This is a genomic window from Finegoldia sp. P1-F-LS (assembly GCF_052932205.1).
In genome coordinates, this window is record NZ_JBRFJH010000002.1 from 40,026 (window position 1) to 63,148 (window position 23,123).

Consider the following 23,123-nt stretch of genomic DNA (forward strand, 5'->3'; position numbering starts at 1 on the left):
GCTCCACCAACTCAGGATCCATAAATGTTGTCTAATGATAAGATATCATCGTTTAGTTGTTTTTTTAGAGTGATGTCACTGATGATGAACATTCCGTTAGGTTTGAGAATTCGATGTATTTCTTGATAAACTTTTTGTTTGTTTGGCTCAAGATTTATGACACAGTTACTTATTACCTTGTCTATGGAGTTATCTTCAAATGGCATGTCGATAAGTTCTCCTTGGACAAATTCGATATTTTTGAATCCTTTTTTATCTCGTACTTTACTAGCTTTTTGTATCATGGACTCTAGCCTATCCATTCCATAAATCGTGTTGGAGTTTGGATAAGTTATTCGTGCCATGAAGACATCTAATCCCATTCCACAACCCAAATCTAGTAGTGTGTCGGTGTCTTTTAGCACAAGGTTATCAAGAGGATTTCCACAAGATAGCCCTGATGATACTTCTTCTGGGATTTTTTTTAGTAAATTGGGATCGTAGCCTAAGGATTTGTATAAGTCAATTGATTTTACCTTGGTGCTTGTCTTGCCTGAAGCTATGTTGTCGTAGAAATTTGTTACTTGTTGTCTTATTTCTTCGTCTGTGAATTGTTTACTCATTTATTGTCCTTTCTTTATTATTATCGTTTAATCTTGTGATGTCTTTTAATAATGTTATTAGGTTACTACATTGTTTTTCTGATATTTTATAATACGTCCATTTTCCAACTTGTCTGGATTCTATTATTTGTGAATTGGTGAGTATTTTCATGTGATAAGACAATCCAGATTGTGTTAAGTTCAATTTTTCTAAAAGTACACATGCGCATTGTTCTCCATCTTGTAACAATTGTAAAATATCTATTCTTTTTTCATCGCTCAATGCTTTAAATGTGTCTGCTATTTGTTTGCTATTCATTTTATCGCCTCATATCAAATATTTTTGATATATTAATTATATCATTTTTGGGATAATACATCAAATATTTTTGATATGAGTTAATTAAAATTTTTTTCTCAAATAATTGGTATTTGTCAACAAAAAAGCTTGACAAGAGCCAAACTGATAAGTATAATTGGAGTAGTGTTTTTATAGGCAAAAGTCCTTATATTTTATACTAGGAGGTGCGATTGATGAAAAGAACTTATCAACCAAATAACAGAAAAAGAAAAAAAGACCACGGATTTAGAAATAGAATGGCTACTAGAGGTGGAAGAGCTGTTTTAAAGGCTAGAAGAAGAAAAGGTAGAAAAGTATTATCAGCTTAGGTCACATTCATTGTGGCCTTTAATTAATTATGGATAAGAGTGTAAGGTTAAGAGATAACAGGGAATACAATGTTGTCTACAAGAGGGGAAAGACTTATTATAATAGAAACTTCTCTTTGGTAGTGTACAATTCAAAAAAAGGAACTCGAATCGGATTCTCTGTTACTAAAAAATACGGCAATGCCGTCGAAAGAAACAGAATCAAGAGGAAACTGAGAGAGATTGTAAGGCTTAATTTCTCTGAGTTTGACAAGGGCTTGGATATGGTTATTATCCCGAAGAAAAACACTGAAGACTTAACTTACAAACAGCTAGAATCTGCATTATTGCACGTTTGTAGAAAGGCATCGAATAAAAAATGTCAAAAGTAATGATATTTTTAATCAAATTCTACCAAAAAGCTATATCGCCGTATTTGGGACAGGGAAAGTGCAAATACTATCCGACTTGTTCTCAATATGCATTGGAAGCTTTCAAGAAAAAGCCGTTTTTCAAGGCGTTAGGGCTTACTATTTGGCGAATTTTACGATGTAATCCATTTTCAAAAGGCGGATATGACCCACTAAAATAAAAAGGAGTTGTAGAATTGCAAATAATTGCAAATGTATTTGGAACTATTCTTAGGTTCATATATGAAAACATCTCACATGTGATGGGTGAACCTAAAAGCATATCGTATTTTGCGATATCAATTCTTTTATTAACACTTATTTATAAGCTTATAACTCTTCCGGTAACTATTCATACGCAAAAAACTCAAGAACAAAATGCTTTGATGCAACCGGAAATGAAGGAAATTCAAAGAAAGTACAAGAACGACCCACAAACTCAACAATTAAAGATGCAAGAATTATATAAGAAATATAATTTCAATCCTTTAAGTGGTTGTTTGCCAATTATCTTACAAATGGTTTTGGTTTTGGCATTATTTAGAGTAATGAGAGAACCAGGCAAGTACATGTTTGATAATGTGTCTAAGATTAATGAGATCGCTCGTAATTTCTTCTGGATACCTGATTTGACTAAACCAGATCCAGTATTGTTTGGATTGCCTTTAATAAATGCTTTCACTCAATTTTTAGTAGCAAAGATTAGTATGCCTGCTAAGAGTAAGGATAAGAAGTCAAATGAACCTGATCAAATGGAAATGATGAACAAGTCAATGATTTATTTCATGCCGATATTTATGTTCTTCATTTCAAGCAAATACGCTTCAGGTTTGATCCTTTATTGGGGATTTTCAAACGTTATAGAAGTTTTAATAAGGTTAATAATTAAAAATAAAGACAAAAAAGATGTTGCGGAGGAAGTTAGATGAGAAGCACAGTAATTAGTGCGAAGACTGTTGAAGAATGTGTCAATAAAGCTTTGGATAAGCTTCAAGCTAATCGAAACGAAGTTAACATCGAAGTTATAGATGAACCTAAACAAGGTTTTTTGGGCTTGTTTGGAGCAAAGGACGCTGTCGTTAGGGTGTCATTAAAAGACGATGTTAAAGAAAAGGGAACGGACGATTTCGTGAAGAATATCCTAAACTCTGACTCTAACTCAGTTGAAACAGAACAAAAAGAAGATAGAAAAGTTGTAGAAGACAAGAAAGTTGTAGAAGAAGTTGAAGAAACTGAATCTACAGAAGATGATAATGATGAAATCGTGGAAACAGTAGAAATAGAAGAAACAGTAGAAATTGAAGAAACTGAAGATGTTAAAGATTCTGAAGAATCTAAACAAGAGTCTGAACAAGAAGCTGAATCTGAAGAATCTGATGTTACTGAAGAATCTGATGTTACTATCGATAGAAACGACGAACTTTTCATCACTAGCAAGAATTTCTTGAAACAAATGATAGAAGATATGGGAATTGATTGCGATATCGAATCTAGAACTGAAGGAAATATGATTAAGTTCAATATTTTATGTTCACAAGAATCTGATATCGGAATTATCATAGGAAAAAGGGGAGAAACATTAGATTCTCTTCAATATATCGTAAACTTGGTTACTAATAGAAATGCAGACACTTATATAAGAGTTATTTTGGATTGCAACCAATACAGATCAAAAAGAGAAAGATCTCTTCAAAAATTAGCCAGAAGATTAGCAGATAAGGCTATTCAAACAGGTAGAGATATCAAGCTTGAACCTATGAATCCATACGAAAGAAGAATCATTCACACTTATCTTCAAAACGACGAAAACGTGAATACATTCTCTCAAGGCAATGAGCCTAATAGAAGAGTTATTATTAAAAGAAAATAAATTACAAGACTACATATCTTAGGTATGTGGTCTTTTTTTGTGAGATGTTTAATTTGTTGAAATTAGGCTCTTATTTATTTGTAATCATTTTGTATGATATAATATAATATTGCTATAAAGAATGAAAGGATAGACTAAATATGGACGATTGTATTGCAGCTATTAGTTCTGCTACTGGTGAAGCGGGAATTGGCATTGTTCGAATGACTGGAGAGGGTTGCGCGGATGTGCTTGATTCTGTGTTCAAAAGGGCTAATGAAAATGCTGATTTTATAAATAGAAAAATGACTTATGGCCACATTGTTGACGATAATGAGATCGTCGATGAGGTCTTGGTTTGTTATATGAAGGCTCCTCACACATACACTCGTGAGGATGTCGTTGAGATTTACACTCACGGTGGGGTTGTCGCTGTGAGAAAGGTGTTGGAAGTTCTATTAAACAACGGTGCAAGGCTTGCTGAGGCAGGTGAGTTCACTAAGAGGGCTTTCTTAAACGGTAGGATTGATTTGTCTCAAGCTGAGGCTATTATCGATATGATTAAGGCGAAGACTGACAAGGCATACTCTGTGAGTATGAAGCAGTTGGAGGGTAGTGTTAACAGAAATATCAAACAGTTGAGAGATAAGCTGTTGGATATGCTATCTCATGTGGAGTATTCGATTAATTTTACTGAAGATATGCAGGACGAATTGGACAATACTCCTGTTTTAAATGAGGGCAAGGAAGTTTTGGATAAACTCAAAAAGCTTTCTGAGAGTGCAAACAGAGGTAGAATTATCAGAGATGGTATCAATACTACGATAATTGGTAAGCCAAATGTAGGCAAATCTTCTTTGTTGAATGCTTTGTTGAAGGAAAACAGGGCTATTGTTACGGATATTCCAGGAACTACTCGTGATGTCATCGAAGAATACATCGATTTGGACGGGATAAGCCTTAAGATTAACGATACTGCTGGTATTAGAGATACTGAGGATATCGTGGAGAAAATCGGTGTCGAAAAATCGGTGTCGTTTATTTCTGATTCGGATTTGATTATTGCGATTTTTGATTCTTCGAGAGAGTTTGACGATGAGGATAGGAAGATTTTGGATCTTATTAGAGATAAAAAGTCGATTGTTTTATTAAACAAGATTGATTTGGATGGTGAATTTGATGTCGATGAGAACTTGGAAGGAATCGAGGTTATTCACACTTCAATCAAAAACAACGAGGGTATCGAGGATTTAGAAAACAAGATTATAGAGATGTTTAATGATGGATATATTGAAGCTAATAACGACAATATTATTACTAACATTAGACATAGAGATATTATTAACAAAGCTATTAAATCTTTGGAGAGTTCTCTACACGATATGGAAGCTGGCGTTCCTATCGATTGTTTCGAGGTTGATTTGAGAAATGCTTGGGAAATCTTGGGCGAAATCACTGGAGAAACTGTGGATGACGATGTATTGAATAAGATTTTTAGCGATTTTTGTATAGGTAAATAAAATGGATAGATTATATTATGAAAATCCCTACGATGTCGTGGTTGTAGGTGCAGGTCATGCAGGTTGCGAGGCTGCGTTGGCTACGGCGAGATTGGGATTAAAGACTGCGATTATGAGTATTAGTTTGGATTCGGTGGCTGATTTGCCATGTAATCCGAACATTGGTGGCACTGGAAAGGGTCACTTGGTTAAGGAAGTTGACGCATTAGGAGGCGAGATGGGTCTTGTTATCGACAAGACTTACATTCAATCGAGAATGTTGAACACTTCCAAAGGTCCTGCAGTTCACTCATTGAGGGTTCAAGCGGACAAGAGAAAATATCACGATGAGATGAAAAGCGTGTTGGAAAACACAGAAAACTTGGATTTGATTGAAGCGGAAGTCGTGGATATTGGGGTTGAAGACAACAAAATAAAATCCGTAACTACTGCACAGGGAGCGATTTTCCCAACAAGGGCTGTGATTTTGGCGACTGGGACATATCTGAAAGGCCTTGTGATGATGGGTGAATACACTTATGAATCAGGACCTCATGGTATGAAATCATCTAAGAAATTGTCAGAATCTTTAAAAAATTTGGGAATTGAACTTAGAAGATTCAAGACTGGAACTCCTGCGAGAGTTCACAGGGACAGTTTGAACTACGAAGTGATGACTGTGCAACCTGGTGATGACGATGTTATTCCATTTTCATTTTTGAATGACGGCAAGGATATTTCAAAGAAGCAAGAGCATTGCTATTTGACGTACACTACACTTAAAACAAAACAAATTATTGAGGATAATTTGGAGAGATCTCCGATGTATGCTGGTATTGTGAAGGGTGTGGGTCCACGTTATTGTCCTTCGATTGAAGACAAAATCGTGAGATTTCCCGACCGTGATGAGCATCAAGTGTTCGTAGAACCTGAGGGGTTAAGCACGAAGGAAATGTACATTCAAGGCGTGTCATCGACTCTTCCAGAAGAGGTGCAAAAAGAAATGTACAAGACAATCATTGGTTTCGAAAACGTGAGATTTATGAGAAGTGCGTACGGAATCGAATATGATTGCATCGATCCTACTATATTAAAGAGGACTTTGGAACATTTGGAAATCAATAATTTGTTCTTTGCAGGACAAATCAACGGATCCAGTGGATATGAAGAAGCTGCCGGTCAAGGAATTATCGCTGGAATCAATGCTGCTATGAATTTGCTTGGCAAAGAGCCATTCGTATTGGATAGATCAGACGCATATATTGGCGTATTGATAGATGATTTGGTAACCAAAGGAACTAACGAGCCATACCGAATGATGACAAGCAGATGCGAGTATCGTTTGACTTTGAGACAAGACAACGCCGATTTGAGACTTACTGAAAGAGCACACGAGATAGGGCTTGCGACAGATGAAAGATACGAGAAAATGCTTCACAAGAAAAAGACGATTGACGAGGAAATCGAGAGATTGAAGTCAATAATGGTGACTCCAACAGAAGAAACTAACGAAAAATTGAGAAAACTTGGTTCATCTGAACTTAAAACAGGCATCACTTTGTTGGATTTAATCAAAAGACCAGAATTGACTTACGATAAAACAGAAGAATTTGACGTTGAAAGACCGGAATTACCAAGGTATTTGAGACTACAAGTGGAAACTCACATCAAATACGAAGGCTATATTGCAAAACAAATGAGCCAAATCAAGCAATTTAAAAAGCTTGAAAACAGAAAACTGGATATGATTGAAGATTACAAGGAAGTTATGGGGCTTTCCAATGAAGCTGTACAAAAACTCAACGACATCAAACCAGAATCGTTGGGTCAAGCGAGCAGAATTAGCGGCGTCAGCCCTTCTGACATCAACGTTTTATTGATTTATATGGAAACGAGGAAGAAATAATGTCACTAAAAGAAACATTGAACGATTACGATATACAATTGGATGACAATCAAATAGATTTGCTGTTGAGATACATGGATTTGGTTTTGGAAAAGAACAAGGTAATGAACTTGACAGCAATCACTGAAGAAGAAATGTTTCACGTGAAACATTTTGTGGATTCCTTGTATGTGTTGAATTTGTTCGATTTTGAGGAAAACAAAACTATAATTGACGTGGGAACTGGGGCAGGATTTCCAGCTATTCCAATCAAAATAGCGCGAAATGATTTGAAGTTCACATTGCTCGACAGTTTAAGAAAAAGAGTAGATTTCTTAAAGGATGTTATAGATGAACTACATCTGACAGAAATAAAAGCAGTCCACGAAAGAGCAGAGGAATGCACGAGAACTGCTGAATACAGAGAACAATACGATTATTGCATATCACGAGCAGTGTCAAAGCTTGATACGTTGGCTGAGTTCTGTCTACCGTTTGTAAAAGTCGGAGGATACATGATAGCCATGAAAGGAAAATCTGACGAAACAGACGTAGGAGAAAATGCAATCAAAATCCTCGGTGGTAAAATAGAACAAACTATTGATTACAAAATAGATGACGAAGACAGAAGTTTGGTTGTAATCAAGAAAATCAAAGAAACTCCGAAGAAATACCCTCGTGGTGGTGGCAAACCAAAGAAGAATCCTCTATAAACAACGGGTTTTGAAAAGAAAATACTTCACAATAATAAGCAGAAAACCAGATTGACTCAAATATCTAGCTTACGAAAACAAACAAATTCTAAGCTTGTGAATCTAAAATCGCAAACTCGCTATCGCTCAGACAGTGCGATTTCTTAACGATTCACTTCGCTTGAATTTGTAGTTGTTTTCTCCAGATGATATTTTCCGTCAATCACGGTAATCTGCTTTTTTGTTTGCGTGGATTTTGATTGTTACGAAATAGGAATTGAATATTTCACAATGATAATCAGAAAACTGGATTGAATATTAACAGGGACAATATTATAGTTATTGCTAAAAGTAGAAGAACATTTTTGCACGAATATCTAGACTACGAAAATAAATAAATCCAAAGCTCATAAGCCTAAAATCGCAAACTCGCTATCGCTCAAACAGTGCGATTTTTGACGGCTTATTTCACTTGGATTTATGCTTATTTTCTTCGTATGATATTCTTAACAAGAATGAATTCTACTTTTTTGTTTCGATAGATTTAAGAGGAAACGAGGAAAAATATTTTTCGTAAGATTTTCAATGCTATGAATGAGGGAAGAATGTTTTTCTATTTTTAAATCAAAATGTTTCACGTGAAACATTACAAACAAATTTTTATTAGTGATATAATTTATTTGTAAGAGAGAGAAAAAAACGACGCTCTGAGAGGCGTTTTATGGCAGGTAAAATAAAATATAGGTAATAACCTATGGAGGAGATATGAAAGTTCAAATAATAGCTGTAGGGACGGAATTATTGCTTGGTGACACTTTGGACACGAATTCTAACTATCTTTCTATTAAAATGAGGGAGTTGGGGTTTGATGTTTACAAGAGGGTTGTGGTTGGAGATAATTATGACAGGCTTTACAAGGAAATTGAAGATGGTTTACAACAAAATGATTTAATTATAACTACTGGTGGTTTGGGGCCGACGGAAGATGATATCACGAAAAAATGTTGCTGTGATTGTCTTGGTAAGAAAATGGTTCTTAACGAAAAAAGTTATGCGAAATTAAGGAGGTATTTTAACGAAGACGAGAAGGCGATCCAAGGCAATATCAAACAATGTATGTTCCCGGAAGATGCGATTGTTTTTGAAAATTTTAATGGGACTGCTGATTGTGCAATGATTGAGAATAACGGCAAGAGAATTCTGTTCTTACCGGGACCTCCAGCTGAGATGAAGCCTATTTACGAAAATCAAGTGCAACAAGTATTGGAACAATTTGCGACGGACTGTATTATTTCTGAAACGTTGAACATCTCTATTCTTGGAGAATGGGACATGAATGAGAGGGTCAAGGATATCATTGAATCGTCAAATAATCCTACGGTCGCACCATATTTTAAAAAGGACAAGAGAATACTTCGAATAACAGCAAAAGCATCAGACAGACAAACTGCCCTTGATATGATTGCTGAAAAGAAACAAGAACTTCGAGATAGACTTGGTATGTATGTTTTTGGAGAAAATGACGAAACAATTGAAGAATCAGTCTACAAGGTGTTGAAAGAATACGATTTGTCGATTATGACATCAGAATCCATTACAGGTGGTATGATTGCATCCAAACTTGTGAATGTGTCTGGAGTTAGCGATTATTTGAAAAGGTCATTGGTGGTGTATTCTAATGAAGCAAAGATTGATTTGCTTGGCGTTAAGGCTGAAACTATTGACACATACGGTGTTGTTAGTGAGAATGTTGCATTTGAGATGGTTGAGAGGATGTTTGAAAAATTTAATGTTGACTGTGCAATATCTACAACTGGTTTCGCGTCAGGAGAAAATGCTGGGCTTGTATACGTTGGATTGGGCTACAAAAATACGATAAAAACGCTAAAATTACAGCTTCATGGAGAACGCAATAAAATCAGAAATAGAGTTTCAAATCGTGCACTGGCAGAGTTGAGGCTAATGATTTTAGAAAATGTTTCACGTGAAACATTTTAAAACAAAATACAACTTTATTTGTGCTATAATAAATATGAAAGGAGCTGTAAATTTGAAAACAATATGTGTATTTAATCAAAAAGGTGGAGTGGGCAAAACTACTACCGTCGTTAATTTGTCAGCAGCTCTTGGTTTGAAAGGAAAAAAAGTGCTTGTAGTGGATTTGGATCCACAAGGTAACACTACTTCAGGCTTTGGAATCAACAAGTTTGAGCTTCAAAAAAGCATATACGATTTGATGGTTCACGAAGATTTTGATGAGGATTTCATCATCAAAACTGAAGAAAAAAACGTGGATATAATCCCAGCAACGTCTGATTTGTCAGGTGTTGAGGTGGAGCTTATAAACACTAATGACAAGGAAAAAGTGTTATCTAAGATACTTTCTAATGTAAGTGGATATGATTTTTGTTTTATAGATTGCCCTCCATCTTTGGGGACTTTGTCTATAAATGCGTTGGTGGCGGCAGATTCTGTCCTCATACCTATTCAATGTGAGTTTTACGCGCTTGAAGGTGTGAGCCAGTTGATGAATACTATTAATTTGGTGAGAAGTTCACTTAACGAAAACTTAGAAATAGAAGGTATCGTTATGAGTATGTTTGATGGTAGAAATAATCTTAGTTTGGAAGTGGTGGAAGAGGTCAAGAAATACTTCAAAGACAAGGTGTTTACGACCATGATACCGCGTAATATAAGGTTAGCAGAAGCTCCAAGCTATGGAATGAGTGCGTTATCTTACGACAAAAATTCCAAAGGATCTATTGCTTACAAGAGACTAGCGGAGGAATTTTTATAATGGTTAGGAAAAAGGGATTAGGAAGAGGCTTAGACGCTTTAATACCACAAAATATTATAGAAACGACAAGTTCTGATTCGATCGTTAAAATCGAATTATCGAAAATAATTAGAAGAGAAGATCAACCAAGAACACATTTTGAAAAAGACAAGATACGTGAGCTAGCAAATTCTATCAAAGAATACGGCGTTATATCTCCGATTATCGTTCGTAAAAAGGATGATAAGTACGAGATAATCGCTGGAGAAAGAAGATTTCTGGCGAGTTTAGAAGCTGGATTGTCTGAAATTCCTGCGATTATAAAGGAAATGGAAGATAGTGAAGTGGCAGAAGTGTCGCTTATCGAAAACATTCAACGTGAAGATTTGAATGCTGTTGAAGAGGCCGTAGCTTATAAAAACTTGATGGAAAACTACAACTTAACGCAAAAAGAATTGGCAGACAAATTGTCGAAATCAAGGTCATATATAGCAAACACTTTGAGACTACTAAACTTGGATGAATTGTCACTGGAACATTTGAAAAAAGGTGACATAACATCATCACAAGCTAGAAGTTTGCTTGCTATTGATGATATGAAAAAGAGAAAAGCGTTGTTGGACAAGCTATTATCCAAGAAGACAAATGTCAGAGAAATTGAAAAAGTGTCCAAGGAAACAGACCCGTTTTTGTTGGATTTGCAAAACAGATTTTTGGAGAAATTCTCTACAAAGGTTAGAATTAAGCCAAGAAGAAAAGGCGGAAGTATAGAGATAGAATATCTATCTAATGAAGATTTAGAAAGGATTATGGAGATATTAGAGCTATGATGTTTATGGATCAAACTTTAGAAGAATTTATTAAAAATGTAAACTCAAAGGAACTTCCAGGTGGGGGTTCTATCAGTGCGTTGACTGCGCTTTTGGGAGTAGGTATTGGAAACATGAGTTTCTATCTAACTGAAGACAAGAAATCTTTCAAAGCATTAGACGAGAAAACTCAACAAGAAATCAGATCTTATGTAGACAGACTTACTGAAATTATCGAAGAATTAAAGGGAAAAATGGTTGAAGATACTAAAAGTTTTGACTCTGTTCTTCAAGCATACAAGCTTCCTAAAGAAACTGACGAAGAAAAAGCATACAGAAAGAAAATGATAGCCGATGGATACATCATCGCTACAGAATCTCCAATGTCTTCTGCTAGAATCATGATGGAAGCATTGGAGCTTGTAAAACAAATTGCAAAATATATCGATAAATATGCAATAACTGACCTTTTAGCAAGTGCATATTTATTACATTCTAGTATGAAATCTGTAATGTTGAACGCTAAGATTAACATGAAACAACTTGGCGATGCATCTGCTGTTTCAGAAGAAATCACAACATTAGAAGACAAATCAGAAGTTTTATTGAGAGAAATTGAAGAAGTTTCATACAAGAAAATAGGTGAGGTATAATGGCTTATTTCGATAATGCTGCGACGAGTTTTCCAAAACCAGAGATAGTTTACGAAAAACTCGATGAAGCAACGAGAGAATTTGCCGCAAATCCTGGAAGAAGTGGCCACAAGTTGTCACTTAAAATGGACAGGGCGATTTTTAATTCTAGAATGAACATAGCAGAATTTGTCGGCGGAACGAATCCTCTTAATTTGATTTTCACATTGAACTGCACTGACAGCTTGAACATTGCGATTAAAGGTCTTGTAAAAAAAGGAGACCACGTCATCACAACATCTTTGGAACACAACTCAGTTCTTCGACCTCTTCACAAAATGCAAGAAGATGGATTTATCGATTTGACAGTTGTTTATGCGGATGAACGTGGGATTTTGGATGTCAACAAAATCGAAGAAGCGATTACTGACAAGACGAGAGTTTGCGTGACGACTGCGATGAGTAACTTGACAGGAACTATCGTAGATTTCTGCAAAATCGGCGAAATCATGCACGCTCACAACATCTTATACATCGTCGATGCTGCACAAGCGATTGGGTTTTTGGATTTCGATATGAAAAATATGCCGATAGATGTGTTGTGTTTTCCTGGACACAAATCGTTGTTTGGACCTATGGGAACGGGCGCTATGTATATAAAAGAAGGAATTGATGTCAAAAGCTTGAAACAAGGTGGAACTGGATCGCACTCACAAGATTTAGAACAGCCTGACGAATATCCTGACAGATTAGAAGCTGGAACTATCAACGGACCTGCAATTTATGCGCTTTCTGCCGGAGTTGATTTCATCAAACAAGAAGGTTTGAAAAACATCAGAGACCACGAAAATCGTCTTAAAAACAGATTTATAAATGGTTTGAAAGATGAAAAAGGAATCACAATGTACGGAAGTTTGGATGAACACCAAGGACCGGTTGTGCCTGTAAATGTCGAAGGAATAGGATCTAGTCAATTGGCATACATCCTAGATGACAAATACGATATCGCAACGAGAGCTGGAATTCACTGTGCGCCGCTTGCACACAAGACTATTCACACACAAGACATCGGTGCTGTTAGGTTCTCATTTGGCCATTTCAACACTGAAGAAGAAGTGGACAAGGCGATTGAAGCGTTGAAAGAAATCAACCGAGGAGATAAAGATGGGGCAATCTAGTGCTATGAACACAATATTGATAATTCTTATGGTGTTTGTGGTATTAGTTTCCGTGATAAATTTCCGCAAAATCAACATCGTCAACAAAAAAGTTAACAGAGTTAAAAGAAGATATGATGCGCTTTTCAGAGCACAAGATGGTGACATTGAAGATATTTTAAACCAAAATTCTACAGATATCGTGGCAAATCAAAAAAGAATCGAAGAATTGTCCAAAACATTGGAATCTGTGGAAACTTTACAAGCAATATCACTTCAAAAAATCGGCCTTGTTAACTATGATGCGTTTGAGTATTTGACTAACAAACTTTCATATTCACTATGTTTGTTGGATGCCAATGACAACGGGCTAATAATCACATCGATTTTCGGAAGAGAACAATCTACAAGCTACATCAAAATCATAACAAACGCTAAATGTAGCGAAAAACTAAGCGAAGAAGAAAATGAAGCTTTGAAGAAAGCTTTGAAATAACATTGTAATAAAGGAGAAGAAAATGGATATATTTGAATCATTGAAATCAAAAATTTCAGGCAAAAACTTAAAGATAGTATTTCCTGAAGGAGAAGAATTGAGAATTTTAAAAGCAGTAGCGAGATTAAACGAAGAAAAAATCATAACTCCTGTAATTTTAGGTGACGAAGACAAAATAAAAGAATTAGCAAAAAAAGAAAACTTGAACATCGAAGGGGTTAAAATCATCAATCCACTTACAGCTTCTGATTTCGATGAAAAAGTAGACAAATTTGTTGAAAGACGTAAAGGCAAAAACACTGAAGAACAAGCAAGAACAATGCTTAAAGATGTGAACTACTACGGAACAATGATGCTTTATTGTGATGAAGTAGACGGTCTTGTATCAGGTGCTGTTCACTCAACTGGAGACACTGTAAAACCTGCACTTCAAATCATCAAAACAAAACCAGGCACAAAACTTGTATCAGGAGCAATGGTTATGATTGGACCAAACGGTGAAAGATACGTATTCTCTGATATTGCCATCAACATCGAATTGTCCGAAGAACAATTGGCAGAAGTTGGCGTTGTAAGTGCAGAAACTGCAAAACTTTACGATATAGATCCAAAAGTTGCATTCCTTTCATTCTCCACAAAAGGCTCTGCAAAACATCCATTTGCAGAAAAAGTTGCCAACGCTACTAAAATCGCTCAAGAAATGGCACCAGATCTTCCAATTGACGGGGAATTACAATTTGACGCAAGTATCGTTGAATCTGTAGGAAAACAAAAAGCTCCAGGATCCAACGTAGCAGGTCATGCAAATGTGTTCGTATTCCCAGATTTACAAGCAGGTAACATCGGATACAAAATCGCTCAAAGATTAGGAAAATTCGAAGCAATAGGACCAATCCTTCAAGGAATGGCAAAACCAGTTAACGATTTGTCTCGTGGTTGCAACGAAGAAGATGTGTATAAACTAGCTCTTATCACAGCTGCTCAATCATTATAAAGTGAAAAATAATAGACTGTTCACGCTAATAACATATGTCGTATTCTTGTTGTTCTCGGGATTTTTAGTAGAAATCGTATTATCAGGCAAGAGCTTTACAAGAATAATGCTAATAGTTTTCGTAGCATCGTTATTAGTCGTGACTAAAATGATTTACGATAGAAGAGATGAGGACATATCATCATTGAAAGAGTTGAGATTGTATTTGATTGCAAGTGCAGTAGTTTCTATAATGGCAATCGTGAAATATTTAAAAGAATTTTCATTTAGTAGAATATATATGCCATTTGCATTTGCAATAATTATACATTTAGTTTATACAGTAATATACAAAAACAAATCAAAAACACAAAGATAGGTGCAAGCCTATCTTTGTTTTTAAGGAGATAAAATGGAGTTAATTAATTTCATATATTTGTTCTTCTTTTATGCGGTTTTCGGATATATTTGGGAAGTGATTTGGGTTAGTAGTTGTCAAAAGAAACTCACAAACAGAGGCTTCTTGTACGGGCCACTACTTCCAATATATGGGTTTGGTGCAGTGTTCATCACACTTTTTGTTGATCACGCAATAGCAAGGTTTAACGATTCTTACATCGTAATATTTTTCTCGGGACTTATAATTGCAACTGCGTTGGAATTCGTATCGGGATATTTGATTGAAAAAATATTCAAAGTAAGATACTGGGATTACACAGAAAGATTTATGAACATAAAAGGGCTAATATGCCTCAGATCATCACTGTTTTTCGGAGTAATGTCCATATTCATGATGAATTATTCCAACAAATACATACTTGAACTCACTGAAAAAATCAAAAACTCAAACTACAACTTCGTGATTTACATTCTAATCGCTATATTTTCTGTAGATGTTGTAATTTCAGTAAAACAAGCTTATGGATTTAGGTATATAATTCAATACCAAGAAAAAATGGAATCCTACTTGGAAGAAATCAAAAAAGATGTCAAGCTCAAAGCGTTGGAAGGATCACAAACACTTGAGGCTGATTTGTCGGAAATAAAGACTGCTCTTCGAGACAGAATAGAAAATGTTGAAATCAAGAAATCCTTCATAGAAAACAGCGCCAAAATATTGGAAAACAGAATAGCACGAGAAACCAACCTCAAAGAAAAGCTCAAAGAATTGTTGGATGAAAAAGTTGAAAGCGACGAAAAAGTCGAATTAATTAACAAGAGAATCGACAAAGTCTACAATAGAAGACTTAAAAGATTACAAACTCACCAAAAAAACATCCAAAGAGTTGCAAAGAGAAACGATATAACTTACAAGAAATAAAAACAAGCAGATGTCTTATATGGCATCTGCTTTTGTATTTGAATTATATTTATACGAAATTAAACTGCATAAAATCTCATTATTTCTTCGGCGCTGTTTTCGCTGTTGTCGTTGTTTATTTCCAACTCAAAATCTTTTGATTTGACAGCGTAATTGATGTCGTAGTATTTCGTAATCAAGCTTTCGATAACACTATCGTAGTCTTCGTTCTCTAGTTTATCAATCAAAATAGATGAGTTGTTCTTGCCAATGTATTTGGATAAATGATTTATTCCTTTTTTTATATCTTCCAAAGCATGAGGATTTTTCAAATAATCTGTTTTTATTCTATCAATTCTGTTTTCTAGGCTTGAATTTATCATAACCTGATGATGTGAACTGTTGTATTTTTGTCTCAAAGATTTTGGAATATTCAAGCTTCCTATTTTGCTACTTTCACATTCCACAAAAACAGGTTCATCATCGAAACTTTTTAGCTTATCAAAAAGCAAACTTTCGAACATTTTTTGTGATGGTTGATTTTTCAATCCGGCATTTCCAAGAATGGAGCCTCTGTGATTTGCAAGTTGTTCCAAGTTGAGGACGTTTTTGTGAGAACTTTCCAGAAAATTCAGAATTTCTGTCTTGCCAACTCCTGTGTAGCCATTGATATTTACGTATTCGTGTGAATTTATAAGCTTCTCTAGGTTTTCGATAATATATTTACGATACGATTTGTATCCGCCTTTTAGCCTGTAAATACCAAGTCCCATTGATTTCATTATGTTAAAAAGCACAGTACTTCTCATTGATCCTCTGTAGCAGAATAAGCACACGTTGTGATTTTCACTCAAATCCAATAATTTCACGTAGATGTCTTCTAGTTTTACAGATGCGTAACGCACTGCCAATTGCTTCGCGCACTCGTGATCACCATTATCATAAATCGTTGAGATTTCCACTCTTTCATCGTTATTTAGTATTGGAATATTGATAGCTCCGGGGATAGTTTCCTTCTGAAACTCGTATTCGCTTCTAACATCGACAAATATTATATTTTCCATATTTATAAGTTCTTCATAAGTATTCGCTACGAACATTTTGGCCTCCAAAATACTAATTATACACCTTTTATTGCGTTTGTAAAAGAGATTTTAGGCAAAAAAAGAACTTGCAATCGCAAGTTCTCAATTAAAAATTAAAATACATTCTAACAAGTCCAAGTATCAATATATGAACTGGATAGAATAGATAGTTTACCAATTTGTTTTGTTTTCCACGTTTTCCGTTGTATGTCACAGTAAAGGCGAATCCCAAGAAAGAATACACTTCTTTGATAATCGACAAATATCCAAGACCTGCGGAAATCACTGGCTTGTCGTAGAAAATGTAGAACAAGTAAGCTAAAATTATCGCGTGATAATCGTAGTCCAAGCTTAAATACATTGCCAAGAATCCGAAAACAGCGACGATTATTACAGATGCACCGTACCAAAGTATCCTGTTCTTAAATTTATCTTTAATATAATCAATTATCCACACAGTTACAAGACACAATGCCAACGTGAACATCATATTGTTCCAATACGGATCGAACAACACCTTCGATGTGAAAATATCGAACGGAACCTCTGAAATCACCGCAAAAACCAACAAGTTTCGAAGATATTTCGCCCTGTCGTGTGTCTTGAAAAATCCTTCAACTATGAAAAATATAAATATTGGAAATGCAATTCTTCCTAATATCGATAGAAAATTCGAGATATACAACAATGCTCCTTTTCCATTTAAAAAATGCGTTACAATCGAGTTGTTAACATGATCAATCAGCATCGATGTAAACGCAATGTATTTTAGCTGAGCTGCGTTGAATATCTGAAATTTCTTTAATTTATCGTGTTCAAATCTTTTATTAATATCCATTAGTCCTCCTTAAAAATTGAGTATACTGTATGATACAATAATTTGAACAAATTTGCAATATTTTCGCGTAAAAAAATAGTTCAAAGCAAATACCACTTTGAACTACTCAAATTTATTTATTATTTCATTGATTTCTTCTTTTTTTTGCAACAAACATTTTATTATTTTTTCTTTTTTAGATTTTGTCGCCCTGTATTTTGGAATCGAAACGCTAATAGCGTATTTTACCTTGTCTTTTTGCTTCAAAGGCACAGCAAAGCATATTATATCTCGCATTGATTCTTCTACTTCGTAGGAATATCCGTCTTTTCTAATGTCTTCTATTTGCTTGTACAATACATCAATATCAGTGATTGTATTTTCGGTCAAAGCTGTGAGACCATTCGGATAAATATTTTTCAATTCATCGTAATTTAGGTTAGAAAGCAGAGATTTTCCAAGGGATGTTGCGTATGCTGGAATCATCTTTCCTACAGATGAAATCAACTGAACTGGTTGTTTGGGGTTTACTTTTTCGATGTAGGTTGTGTATTGACCAGTCAGAATACTCAACTGGCAAATCTCATTGACTTCCGTCACAATTTCTTGCATTTTTTCTTTGATTATTTCCAATATAGCTGAACTTTTTGAGAAGTTTTGCCCGATGCACCACATCATTATTCCTATTTTGTAGTAGTTATCTTCACACATCAAAAACCTGTTTTCTTCTAATGTTTTTAAAATTGGAAACAGAGTTGATTTGGGAATAGATGTTTCATTCGAAATCTCCGTTTGAGTGGCACCTTTCGGTTTTGTTTCTAAAAAATTAAGTATATCGATAACTCTTTGTGTTGGTTTATGCATATTAATACTCTTTCTATTGTGTTTTTTTAGTTAAATTAATATAAACAAGTATACCACATTTTTCATAAATTAAAATGTTGACAGACTTTATTGTCGGTGTTAATATGTAATTAAAGAATTGTAAATACAAACCTAGTTCGTATATACGAAGTTCGAAAATTAAAAAAGTAAGGAGATTAATATGAAATACGAGATTATAACTCCTCTATTAACTAGCATCAACGACGATGGAAGTGTCGATATTGACGGTACTTTGAATCTTGTTGAATACGTTATAGATGGCGGAGTTGACGGAATTCTACCACTTGGTAGTGCAGGAGAATTCACAGCATTTACTTTTGAACAAAAAAGAGATTTACTAAAGGCGATTATCAAAAAAGTTGGTAAGAGAATCAAAGTTTTGGCAGGAACAACTTCATTAGTACCACAAGAAACTGTTGAGTTGTCAAATGAAGTTATAAAATGTGGAGCTGATGGTGTGGTTATTCTTCCTCAATTTTATTTTGGATTGAGCGATGATGAAGCTTTTGAATATTTCTCATATATGGCAGAAAATATCGACGGAGATATCTACATTTACAACTATCCTGCAAGAACTGGATACAATATTTCGATTGATGTTGTGTTGAAATTGATCGAAAAATATCCAAACATCGTTGGATTAAAAGATACCATTGCAGAAACAGGCCACACTCAAGAGTTGATTTCAAAATCTAGATTAGTCAGAGATGATTTCAGAGTTTATTCTGGTTTCGACAATCAATTCACAGCAAACATTGCCGCTGGTGGAAGTGGTTGTATATCAGGATTTTCAAATATAAGACCAAGATTGTGGGCAGATTGGGTAAAGGCTGCAAACGATAATAATCTTGATGAAATTCACAAATACCAAAAAATCATCAACAAAATGATGGACATCTATGCTATTCAAACAAACTTCTCAAATGTATGCAAGAATGTTTTGAAAAGAGAAGGTATGAAGATTAATACGAAATGTATGTTACCTTACGATAATATATCAGAAGATCAAATCGATAGGGCTTTTAAAATATTAGAAGATTCGGAGAAGATTAATGGTTAAGGCATTATTAATTCATAAAGATGACAACGTAGCTGTTGTGATTAGTCAAGTCAAGGAAAATGACGAGGTTGTTTATGTTGACAAGGACAACAAATCTCACAAAATCATTGCAAATGGAAGCATTCCACAATATCACAAGATAGCTATCAAAGACATCAAGGAAAATGATTATGTAATTAAATACGGAGAACATATCGGGCTTGCAAGTTGTGATATCAAAGCAGGAGATTATGTTCATACGCACAATGTAAAAGATAACAGAGAAGACAACAAATTAAAGGAGAAATAGTTAATGAAGACATTTATGGGATATAGAAGGCCGGATGGAAGAGTCGGCATTAGAAACAAGGTGTTGATACTACCTTGCTCTATGTGCGCATCTGATACAACTAGAATGGTTTCTCAAAAAGTTGAAGGAACTACAACTTTTAATTTACAAACAGGTTGCTCACAAGTAGGTAGTGATTTGGATATGACTATCGAAACTATTGCAGGACTAGCAGCTAACCCTAACATTTACGGTACGATTGCTATTTCACTTGGTTGCGAAGATGCACAAATCACTAAAGTAATGGCAGAAATCAACAGACGTACCAACAAACCTCTTGAATCACTTGTAATTCAAAACGAAGGTGGCACTATTAAAACAATCAAAAAAGCGACAGAGCTTGCCAAGAAAATGGTCGAAGAAGCAAACAAACAACAACGTGTAGAAGTGCCTGTTTCTGAATTGATTTTCGGAACAAACTGCGGTGGCTCTGATACGACAAGTGGACTTGTTTCCAATCCTCTTGTAGGAGCAGTCAGCGATTATTTGGTAGAACAAAAAGCTACTACAGTAATTTGCGAAACAACAGAATTCATAGGGGCGGAACATATTTTAGCAAAAAGAGCTTCCAACGAAGAAACTCGTGAAAAAATCTACGATATAGTAAAAACTTACGAAGATAATATCAGACAAATGACAGGAAAAGATGTCAGAGAAGGTAACCCTTCACCAGGAAATATCCATGGTGGATTAACAACATTGGAAGAAAAATCACTTGGATGCATCCACAAAGGTGGAACATCACCTATAAATAAGATTTATGATTACGCACAACCAATGGAAACTGGCCAAGGACTTGTAATCATGGACACTCCAAGTAACGATTCGGCATCTGTAACAGGATTGATCGCAGGAGGAGCACAAATCGTGGTATTTACAACAGGAAGAGGAACACCTACGGGAAATCCTATAGCTCCAGTTGTTAAGATAACTGCTAACAGAGAAACTTACCAAAAAATGTCAGACAACATTGACTTTGACGCTAGTGGAGTTTTGTTTGATGAAGTTAGCATGGAAGAATTAAGAGACAAGCTAATCGACAGAGTAATAGATTATTGTAACGGCGAAGAAACAAAAGCAGAAGAACTTGGATTTACAGAATTAGCAATACAACGTACAGCTGTATTTGTATAATAAAATAATTATTAAGGAGAAGAAACATGGATTTAGGTTTAAAAGACAAAGTAATTTTTGTAACAGGCGGATTTAAGGGAATAGGACGTGCAATTGCACTTCAAGTGGCAAGAGAAGGTGCCATTCCAGTTGTATTGAACAGAAAAAACGATCAATACGAACCATTTAAGAAAGAATTGGAAGAAATCACAGACAAATATGAAATTTACTTCATTGATTTGAACAACACTGAAGAAATCGAAGCAATCGTAAAAGATGTTGTGAAGAAATACGGTCGCATCGATGGTGTTGTAAACAACGCTGGACGTAACGACAACAAAGCTATTGAAGAAACTTCTTGGCAAGATTTCGAAAAATCAATTCACTCAAATCTTACTCACTACTACGAATTAGTAAGACAAGCACTACCAGAATTAAAGAAAAACAAAGGATCAATCGTAAACATTACATCAAAGACAGCTCTTACTGGACAAGGAAAAACATCTGCATACGCAGCAGCAAAAGGAGCTATTCTTGGATTAACAAGAGAATGGGCAGCAGCATTTATTAAAGATAGTGTAAGAGTTAATGCAATAGTTGTTGCAGAAGCGTGGACTCCATTGTATCAAGAATGGATTAAAACATTTGGTGATGAAAAAGCACAACAAGAACGTCTAAGCTTAATCACTGACAGAATTCCACTAGAACACAGAATGACAGAACCATCAGAAATAGCTAACACAGCAGCATTCTTGTTATCTAACAAATCATCTCATACAACAGGACAATGGGTATTTGTAGATGGTGGATACGTACATTTGGATCGTGCACTTGACTAATAATAGGTGATAATTATGACAGAAAATAAAAACAATAAACAATTGACTGGAGGAAAGGCAAAGCTTGCGATAATACTTGTTACATCACTATTCTTCGTATGGGGATTAACAATGAACTTGGTAAACGCTTTGAAAACTCCAATGGAAAACTACATGCAATTAAGTGGTACAGAATCTGCACTACTTCAAGTTGCATATTTCGGAGCATATTTCTTCATATCAATTCCAGCAGCAAACTTAGCTAGAAAAAAAGGATACAAAGCGGGAATATTGCTAGGACTTTTCCTATTTATCGTAGGATCATTCTTGACAGTACCAGCCACAATCTCTACAAACTATCCACTATTCTTGTTGGCAATGTTTGTAATAGCAGCAGGTGCAACATCACTAGAAACAAACTGTAACCCTTACATCACAAAACTTGGTGATCCTGAAAATGAATCCACAAGAATAAACCTTGCCCAAAGCTTCAACGGCGTGGGAAACATCGTAGGACCACTTATTCTTGGTGGAATCGTAGGAGCTACAGTAAAACCAGGAGATGTTGGATTTGACCAAGCGAAACTAAGCTTTTTATCAAGCACTAAAAATATATACCTAATCATAGCTGTAGTATTGATAGCTGTATTTGCAACATTTATCTTCGTAAAATTACCAACACCTCCAGGAGATGTTGAAGAAGAAAACAGTGTTCAAGAACCAACAAAAGTTATCATCAAAAGACTTATGAACAAACCACATTTCGTATTGGGACTTGTAGCAGAATTCATATTCATCGGATTACAAGTTGCAGGAATGTCCTTGTTCTCAGCTTACGCTGTTGGACAATGGCAAGGATTAACAGAAGGACAAGCTACACAATATCTAGGAATATTGTCACTATTATTCACAGTTGGCCGTTTCGTAACAACACCACTTATGAATAAATTCAAAGCTGGCAAAATATTGGGAGTATACATGCTATTATCTGCAATTATATTTGCAGCAGTTGGCTTGGGATTGGGCAAAGTTTCCGTAATAGGATTCATAATATCATACCTATTCATCTCAATAGGGTTCCCAACAATTTACTCATTAGCATTACATGATATTCAAGGATCAGAAGCAAAAGTTGCAGCAAGTATGCTAACAATGAGCATCGTCGGAGCAGCACTAATTCCTCTATTAATGAGCGCAATTGGAGATGCATCTAACCTACAAATTGCATTGGCACTAGCAGTACCAGGATTTTTATATTGCTCATGGTACGGATTTAAAGGATCAGTAAAAACTAAATAGAGAGGCAAACA

The 23,123-nt window shown here is 35.3% G+C and carries 27 protein-coding genes; 22 read left to right on the forward strand and 5 right to left on the reverse strand.

What is annotated here, in order from left to right; genetic code table 11:
* Positions 1–11: 11 nt before the first annotated feature.
* A complete protein-coding gene (locus ACU68Y_RS02290) occupies positions 12–602 on the reverse strand; it encodes a methyltransferase domain-containing protein (protein WP_446755429.1) in 591 nt (196 codons plus the stop codon).
* Entirely contained in the window at positions 595–900 is a 306-nt protein-coding gene (locus ACU68Y_RS02295; protein ID WP_002841018.1) for an ArsR/SmtB family transcription factor, read from the reverse strand. Before ACU68Y_RS02295 ends, ACU68Y_RS02290 begins: the two co-directional genes overlap by 8 nt.
* Before the next feature lie 215 nt (positions 901–1,115).
* Here ACU68Y_RS02295 and rpmH point away from each other — a divergent pair, with 215 nt between their 5' ends.
* From rpmH to ACU68Y_RS02380, 17 genes are all read left to right on the forward strand, one after another.
* Entirely contained in the window at positions 1,116–1,250 is a 135-nt protein-coding gene (rpmH, locus tag ACU68Y_RS02300) for a 50S ribosomal protein L34 (RefSeq protein ID WP_002835948.1), read from the forward strand.
* 29 nt (positions 1,251–1,279) lie between these two features.
* Positions 1,280–1,621, forward strand: coding sequence for a ribonuclease P protein component (gene rnpA, locus ACU68Y_RS02305; protein ID WP_002837620.1), 342 nt, complete (start codon positions 1,280–1,282; stop codon positions 1,619–1,621).
* Positions 1,609–1,821, forward strand: a complete 213-nt coding sequence (gene yidD, locus ACU68Y_RS02310; protein ID WP_002839864.1) for a membrane protein insertion efficiency factor YidD — start codon at positions 1,609–1,611, stop codon at positions 1,819–1,821. The genes rnpA and yidD overlap by 13 nt, the downstream gene beginning before the upstream one ends.
* A gap of 15 nt (positions 1,822–1,836) precedes the next feature.
* Entirely contained in the window at positions 1,837–2,568 is a 732-nt protein-coding gene (locus ACU68Y_RS02315; RefSeq protein WP_002837585.1) for a YidC/Oxa1 family membrane protein insertase, read from the forward strand.
* On the forward strand, positions 2,565–3,509 hold the full coding sequence (gene jag / locus ACU68Y_RS02320; protein ID WP_446755430.1) for an RNA-binding cell elongation regulator Jag/EloR: 945 nt from the start codon (positions 2,565–2,567) through the stop codon (positions 3,507–3,509). The genes ACU68Y_RS02315 and jag overlap by 4 nt, the downstream gene beginning before the upstream one ends.
* 140 nt (positions 3,510–3,649) lie before the next feature.
* On the forward strand, positions 3,650–5,008 hold the full coding sequence (gene mnmE, locus ACU68Y_RS02325; protein ID WP_316451079.1) for a tRNA uridine-5-carboxymethylaminomethyl(34) synthesis GTPase MnmE: 1,359 nt from the start codon (positions 3,650–3,652) through the stop codon (positions 5,006–5,008).
* Between the two features lies 1 nt (position 5,009).
* The gene (gene mnmG / locus ACU68Y_RS02330) at positions 5,010–6,893 is read left to right on the forward strand and encodes a tRNA uridine-5-carboxymethylaminomethyl(34) synthesis enzyme MnmG (protein ID WP_446755431.1); all 1,884 of its coding nucleotides are present in this window, start codon (positions 5,010–5,012) and stop codon (positions 6,891–6,893) included.
* Positions 6,893–7,585 carry a 16S rRNA (guanine(527)-N(7))-methyltransferase RsmG gene (gene rsmG, locus ACU68Y_RS02335; RefSeq protein WP_446755432.1) on the forward strand — a complete coding sequence of 231 codons (693 nt, stop codon included), beginning with the start codon at positions 6,893–6,895 and terminating at the stop codon, positions 7,583–7,585. Before mnmG ends, rsmG begins: the two co-directional genes overlap by 1 nt.
* Positions 7,586–8,329: 744 nt before the next feature.
* On the forward strand, positions 8,330–9,562 hold the full coding sequence (locus ACU68Y_RS02340; RefSeq protein ID WP_446755433.1) for a competence/damage-inducible protein A: 1,233 nt from the start codon (positions 8,330–8,332) through the stop codon (positions 9,560–9,562).
* Between the two features lie 52 nt (positions 9,563–9,614).
* Complete coding sequence (locus ACU68Y_RS02345) at positions 9,615–10,361, forward strand: ParA family protein (protein WP_446755434.1); 747 nt, start codon at positions 9,615–9,617, stop codon at positions 10,359–10,361.
* A complete protein-coding gene (locus ACU68Y_RS02350) occupies positions 10,361–11,170 on the forward strand; it encodes a ParB/RepB/Spo0J family partition protein (protein ID WP_446755435.1) in 810 nt (269 codons plus the stop codon). Before ACU68Y_RS02345 ends, ACU68Y_RS02350 begins: the two co-directional genes overlap by 1 nt.
* Positions 11,167–11,802 (forward strand): cyclodeaminase/cyclohydrolase family protein, encoded by a 636-nt coding sequence (locus ACU68Y_RS02355; RefSeq protein ID WP_446755436.1) that lies wholly within the window; start codon positions 11,167–11,169, stop codon positions 11,800–11,802. The genes ACU68Y_RS02350 and ACU68Y_RS02355 overlap by 4 nt, the downstream gene beginning before the upstream one ends.
* Positions 11,802–12,959, forward strand: a complete 1,158-nt coding sequence (locus tag ACU68Y_RS02360) for an aminotransferase class V-fold PLP-dependent enzyme (protein WP_446755437.1) — start codon at positions 11,802–11,804, stop codon at positions 12,957–12,959. The genes ACU68Y_RS02355 and ACU68Y_RS02360 overlap by 1 nt, the downstream gene beginning before the upstream one ends.
* The gene (locus ACU68Y_RS02365) at positions 12,946–13,434 is read left to right on the forward strand and encodes a DUF4446 family protein (protein WP_002838700.1); all 489 of its coding nucleotides are present in this window, start codon (positions 12,946–12,948) and stop codon (positions 13,432–13,434) included. The genes ACU68Y_RS02360 and ACU68Y_RS02365 overlap by 14 nt, the downstream gene beginning before the upstream one ends.
* Positions 13,435–13,456: 22 nt before the next feature.
* On the forward strand, positions 13,457–14,428 hold the full coding sequence (gene pta / locus ACU68Y_RS02370) for a phosphate acetyltransferase (protein WP_154273450.1): 972 nt from the start codon (positions 13,457–13,459) through the stop codon (positions 14,426–14,428).
* A 1-nt stretch (position 14,429) separates the two neighbouring features.
* Positions 14,430–14,786, forward strand: a complete 357-nt coding sequence (locus ACU68Y_RS02375) for a hypothetical protein (RefSeq protein WP_012291234.1) — start codon at positions 14,430–14,432, stop codon at positions 14,784–14,786.
* A gap of 33 nt (positions 14,787–14,819) precedes the next feature.
* Entirely contained in the window at positions 14,820–15,728 is a 909-nt protein-coding gene (locus ACU68Y_RS02380) for a putative ABC transporter permease (RefSeq protein ID WP_316517615.1), read from the forward strand.
* A 59-nt stretch (positions 15,729–15,787) separates the two neighbouring features.
* Here the strand turns inward: ACU68Y_RS02380 and mnmH are convergent, their stop codons facing one another.
* From mnmH to ACU68Y_RS02395, 3 genes are all read right to left on the reverse strand, one after another.
* Positions 15,788–16,807 (reverse strand): tRNA 2-selenouridine(34) synthase MnmH, encoded by a 1,020-nt coding sequence (gene mnmH, locus ACU68Y_RS02385; RefSeq protein WP_446755438.1) that lies wholly within the window; start codon positions 16,805–16,807, stop codon positions 15,788–15,790.
* Positions 16,808–16,898: 91 nt separating this feature from the next.
* Positions 16,899–17,630, reverse strand: coding sequence for a TraX family protein (locus ACU68Y_RS02390; protein WP_002840097.1), 732 nt, complete (start codon positions 17,628–17,630; stop codon positions 16,899–16,901).
* Between the two features lie 102 nt (positions 17,631–17,732).
* Complete coding sequence (locus ACU68Y_RS02395; RefSeq protein ID WP_002840104.1) at positions 17,733–18,473, reverse strand: IclR family transcriptional regulator; 741 nt, start codon at positions 18,471–18,473, stop codon at positions 17,733–17,735.
* A 181-nt stretch (positions 18,474–18,654) separates the two neighbouring features.
* Here ACU68Y_RS02395 and ACU68Y_RS02400 point away from each other — a divergent pair, with 181 nt between their 5' ends.
* From ACU68Y_RS02400 to ACU68Y_RS02420, 5 genes are read left to right on the forward strand one after another with little or no spacing between them, the layout of a single operon-like run.
* Complete coding sequence (locus tag ACU68Y_RS02400) at positions 18,655–19,554, forward strand: dihydrodipicolinate synthase family protein (protein WP_002840145.1); 900 nt, start codon at positions 18,655–18,657, stop codon at positions 19,552–19,554.
* Complete coding sequence (locus ACU68Y_RS02405; protein ID WP_002840098.1) at positions 19,547–19,843, forward strand: UxaA family hydrolase; 297 nt, start codon at positions 19,547–19,549, stop codon at positions 19,841–19,843. Before ACU68Y_RS02400 ends, ACU68Y_RS02405 begins: the two co-directional genes overlap by 8 nt.
* Before the next feature lie 3 nt (positions 19,844–19,846).
* Entirely contained in the window at positions 19,847–21,016 is a 1,170-nt protein-coding gene (locus ACU68Y_RS02410; RefSeq protein ID WP_002840123.1) for a UxaA family hydrolase, read from the forward strand.
* A 26-nt stretch (positions 21,017–21,042) separates the two neighbouring features.
* The gene (locus tag ACU68Y_RS02415) at positions 21,043–21,834 is read left to right on the forward strand and encodes an SDR family oxidoreductase (protein ID WP_002840126.1); all 792 of its coding nucleotides are present in this window, start codon (positions 21,043–21,045) and stop codon (positions 21,832–21,834) included.
* A gap of 15 nt (positions 21,835–21,849) precedes the next feature.
* Entirely contained in the window at positions 21,850–23,112 is a 1,263-nt protein-coding gene (locus ACU68Y_RS02420; protein WP_002840130.1) for an MFS transporter, read from the forward strand.
* The last annotated feature ends 11 nt before the right edge of the window (positions 23,113–23,123 follow it).